This is a genomic window from Microcystis aeruginosa LEGE 91341 (genome assembly GCF_015206885.1).
Classification (GTDB): domain Bacteria; phylum Cyanobacteriota; class Cyanobacteriia; order Cyanobacteriales; family Microcystaceae; genus Microcystis; species Microcystis aeruginosa_H.
Window position 1 is genome coordinate 1 of the sequence record NZ_JADEXY010000210.1, and the last position, 4,496, is coordinate 4,496.

The window sequence follows — 4,496 nt, forward strand, 5'->3', positions numbered from 1 at the left end:
GTTTTCGCCACGACCCCGGCGACTGTTCGAGTTTTGTCAGGGAGATTATGGTGGTGACCCTTGCTACGAAGCGGTCTTTTCCGACCAAGGTTGGGACGGTCTACCACCTCTCTCAATATACAAGGTTGGGCTTCGGCCGTGAGCTTTTGCCGAACGGTTGAAGCATGAAACCCAACGCTAATCAAAGATATTTGAAGGCCTTATTATCTTCAACCGTCCCATCGAACTAAGATAGTGCAAGCTTAAAAATAGCTTTTAGTTGTCACGTCAAATTACTTCAAGAGATTTGATTGCGAACACCACTGAAAGCGGCATAGGCGATCGCTATAGCATCTACAGCATCATTAATGGGCATTTTTGTCAATCCGAATAAATACTTAATTTGTTCAGCCACCTCAGCTTTAGTGGCCCTACCATGGCCCAGATGACATTTCCAACTAGCTTGATGGAGAAAAATCGGTTCAATTCCCCCATCGCGACAGCTAACCAGATTGATAATTCCCAATGCTTGCAGGACTCCACCGGCTGCCTTGATTTGCCGGTTAAAAAAGGGCATTTCCACTGCAATTTCCCCCGGTTTATATTCTGCGATTAACTCCTTTAAATCCCGTTCAATTTCGATCAAACGCTGGGCAGTAGAAAGATTTTTAGAAGTTTCGATCGTGCCGTAATCGACTAAAATCGGCATTAACTCACTATTATCCCGGAGAATAGCCCAACCGACAATCGCTAATCCGGGGTCGATACCCAACCAAGTAGTCATAGATTAAGCCAAAAAATCTTGGACGATTTTGAGGATTCTTTGGGATGCTTGTCCATCTCCAAAAGGATTAATGGCATTAGCCATACGATCATAGGCGATTTTATCCCTTAATAATTCTCCCGCTGCGGCTAAAATTTGCTCGGGATTAGTCCCAATTAATTTCGCTGTTCCCGCTTGCACTGCTTCCGGTCTTTCCGTGGTTTCTCGTAATACTAAAACCGGTTTTCCTAAACTAGGAGCTTCTTCTTGAATGCCCCCAGAATCAGTTAATAATAAATAACAGCGTTGAATCGCCCCCACTAACTCGGCATAATCGAGAGGTTCAGTTAAAAATACCCTGGGATGATTGCCCAAAGCAGACTGAATTGGTTCTCGGACGGTGGGATTGCGATGCAGGGGTAATAATAGGGCTATATCGGCATATTTTTCTAACAACAAAGTGAATCCTTTGATAATATCCTGTAGGGGTTCGCCCCAATTTTCCCGGCGGTGAACCGTGGCTAATAAAACCCGATAATCTGACCAATTTAAGCCCGCAATTTGACATTCTGGTGCGGTTTTGGCTACGGTTAATAACGCATCAATAACCGTATTGCCGGTGTGGTGAATATTTCCTGTAACCCCAGATTTTTGTAAGTTTTCCACGGCTAAAGTAGTGGGAGCAAAATGTAGGGTCGTCAGTTGAGAAATTAGGCGACGATTAGCTTCTTCGGGATAGGGATTATAGATATCATTCGTTCTTAATCCTGCTTCCACATGAGCGATAGGAATTTGTTGATAAAAAGCCGCCAAAGCAGCAGCAAAAGCGGTAGTAGTATCACCTTGCACAATAATTAAATCTGGTTTTATGCGCTCAAAAACTGTTTCTAAACCCCGTAAACTGCGGCAAGTAATATCAGTTAAGGTTTGACGAGTTTGCATAATATCGAGATTTTCATCTGCTTTTAAAGCAAATAATTCCATCACCTGCGCTACCATTTCTTTATGCTGTCCCGTCAGAATTACATGGGTTTGAAACTGTTGCGATTCTTGAAAAGCAAGAATAACGGGAGCTAATTTAATCGCTTCGGGACGAGTTCCAAGAGTAATACAAATTGATTTCAACATATTATTATCAGTTATCAGTTATTTTAGCCGTCAGGAGACAGGAGATAGGAGATAGGAGACAGGAGACAGGAGACAGGAGACAGGAGATGATTTTTATTTATTCTCCCTAATTCATAATTCACAATTCATCATTCATAATTCACGATTCATCGCTTGAATTGTGCTGTTTTGTCATTTTTCACCGGTGGGGGTTTGTTGAACGATAAATTGAGGATAGAGTTGCATTTGCTTAGGATTTAAAGAAGGTCGAGAGATGGTCAAAACTTTTTGTTTAGCTAACTCTTGAGTCATGGTATCTAAAGTTTGAGCGATACGCAAATTATATTCTAATTGTTCCCCAGAAGAAAGCAGATTACTTAAGCCATCAATTAAACGTCTTAAATTCTCGCGAAATTGGGGATCACCGATTAACTCATCTATATCGGAGGTGATTTTTTGAGTATTTTCAAAAGTCACTCTAGCGGATTCGAGAGTTTTTTGCAGCACGACAATTGTAGCAGGATCGTTAATAGTTTTAGTAATTTCTCGTAAATTATTCGATGTTTCCACCGCATTATTCAAAATCGTCTCGATATTTTGCATGACTTGTTTAGTATCAATTTCATCCAAACCAGCATTCAACCTCAGGGCGGTATTATTGAGATTATTAGCGAGACTGCCAATACCTAAACTAGCTTGATTAAGATTATCGAGAGTATTAACAATTTGTCCCCGATTTTCGCTGAGAACAGCATTAAGATTAGCGACTAATTGGGAAGATTGTTGAAAAGTTCTGCTGATTTGACTGCGATTTTCCTGAACAGTATTATCTAAAGTATTGACAAAACGGGAGGCATTATTAGCCGTATTAGTCACCGAGCGACTGGTGGCAGCTAATTCCAAAGATAGACGAGAAATTTCTCTTTGAGCATTACGGATAGTCTGGGAGGTATCATCGGATAAACGGGCGATTTTTTGGGCTGCTATAGCGGTATTTTTGGTGACATCATTGAGATTACCCACAAATTCAGGACTGGTAAAAGTATCCACTAAACGACCAACACTAGACATTAATTGTGTTCCTGTTGTCCCCTGTAAACGGCTATTATTACAGAGAATTAGCTGTTGATCACAGTCGGGACTCAGAGGGTCGAGATTTTTGGCCTCAGCACTTAAAGAAATTAAGGGAGTAATATCGATGGCTGCCTCCCCAATTAATCCGGAAAGATTGGTAGTAACAGTTACCTTCCTAGGCATAACTAAAGTAGCAGAAGCGATCTCGGCAATAACCTCCACTTGATTACTCCCCGGGATAAAACTCGTAATTCTTCCCACTCTCACCCCGCGAAAACGTACCGGCGCCCCGACTTGTAACCCTTCCACGTCAGCAAACTCGAAGATTAATTGATAGGTTCTTTGACCAAATCCTCCCCCGCGAACCCAGATAGCGAGCGCCCCAAAGACCAATAATCCGCCTAGGGCAAACAAACCTAGTCTTCCTTCCCGTAAAGCTCGCGAACTCTGCATGATTTTTCTCTCATTCTCGATAGTTCTTAATTTAGCTTAATCTAGCTTAAACGATTGTCCTAATCGGGCCTTCAACGCTGGCGCTAAAAAATTGTCGGATCATGGGATGATCGGTACGATCGATATCTGCCACTACTCCCTGCCATTGCACTTTTCCCTGATAGAGAAATACTACTCGATCGGCGGTGCGTCGGATGGTACTTTGTTGGTGAGAAACCATCACATAAGTGTTCGCAGACCCCGATTTTTCATGGAGAGTCCGCACTAGATCCTCGATAATTGTGGAAGCTATCGGGTCTAATCCTGCGGTAGGTTCATCATATAGCAGTAATTCGGGATTATCGGCCGGATTATCGGGATTAGTGATAATAGCGCGGGCAAAAGCCACCCGTTTACGCATTCCTCCCGATAGTTCTGAGGGATAAAGGTCACTAATTCCCTGTAAACCAACCATTTCCAGGCTTTTTTGCACTAATTCCCTAATTCTGGCTTTTTTTAAATTAGTTTGTTCATAAAGATAAAAACCGACATTTTCCCCGACGGTGAGAGAATCAAACAGGGCCGTTTGTTGAAAAACCAAGGAAGTTCGCATCGCTTCTCGACCATCTTCTAGCAATCCCTGACGTAATTGACCTTTAATACGAATTTCTCCCGCATTTATCCCCGTTAATCCCGCAATTACTCGTAAAACCGTCGATTTTCCTGTTCCCGACGGCCCGATAATTACCAGGGCCTCCCCTCGATAAATGGTTAAATCTAAACCTTCGAGAATAACGTTATCCCCGAATCTTTTCGATACTCCTCTCAATTCAATTAACGGTTCTTTCATCGTCGCTTAATTAGGGCTTGCTGAAAAAGTTTGTTGGTGGGGTTAGGAGTCAGTAGCCGGTCGTCAGGAGTCGGGAGCCGGTCGTTTCAGGCTTTGTTGCCCTCTCTTTTTGTACCACTATATGTATTATAAAAAGGATAATGCCAGGTTTTTGAGGATCCCAATCCGATTTTCGCAGCACTAACATCGGATTTTAACAGGCCAAAAGCCTTATTTTAAAAGGGTTTTACCATTATTCAGCCAACCCTAATTATCTTATAACCTCTGGAATTTTAGGGAGATGGGGAAGTG

General features: G+C 42.4%; 4 protein-coding genes. All 4 read right to left on the minus strand.

What is annotated here, in order from left to right:
* Positions 1 to 277: 277 nt before the first annotated feature.
* Positions 278 to 763, minus strand: coding sequence for a crossover junction endodeoxyribonuclease RuvC (locus tag IQ234_RS19955; RefSeq protein WP_002763127.1), 486 nt, complete (start codon positions 761 to 763; stop codon positions 278 to 280).
* A 3-nt stretch (positions 764 to 766) separates the two neighbouring features.
* Entirely contained in the window at positions 767 to 1,870 is a 1,104-nt protein-coding gene (gene wecB / locus IQ234_RS19960) for a non-hydrolyzing UDP-N-acetylglucosamine 2-epimerase (protein WP_193958354.1), read from the minus strand.
* A 171-nt stretch (positions 1,871 to 2,041) separates the two neighbouring features.
* Positions 2,042 to 3,376 (minus strand): MlaD family protein, encoded by a 1,335-nt coding sequence (locus tag IQ234_RS19965; protein WP_193958355.1) that lies wholly within the window; start codon positions 3,374 to 3,376, stop codon positions 2,042 to 2,044.
* Positions 3,377 to 3,422: 46 nt separating this feature from the next.
* Entirely contained in the window at positions 3,423 to 4,205 is a 783-nt protein-coding gene (locus tag IQ234_RS19970) for an ABC transporter ATP-binding protein (protein ID WP_193958356.1), read from the minus strand.
* Between the last annotated feature and the right edge of the window lie 291 nt (positions 4,206 to 4,496).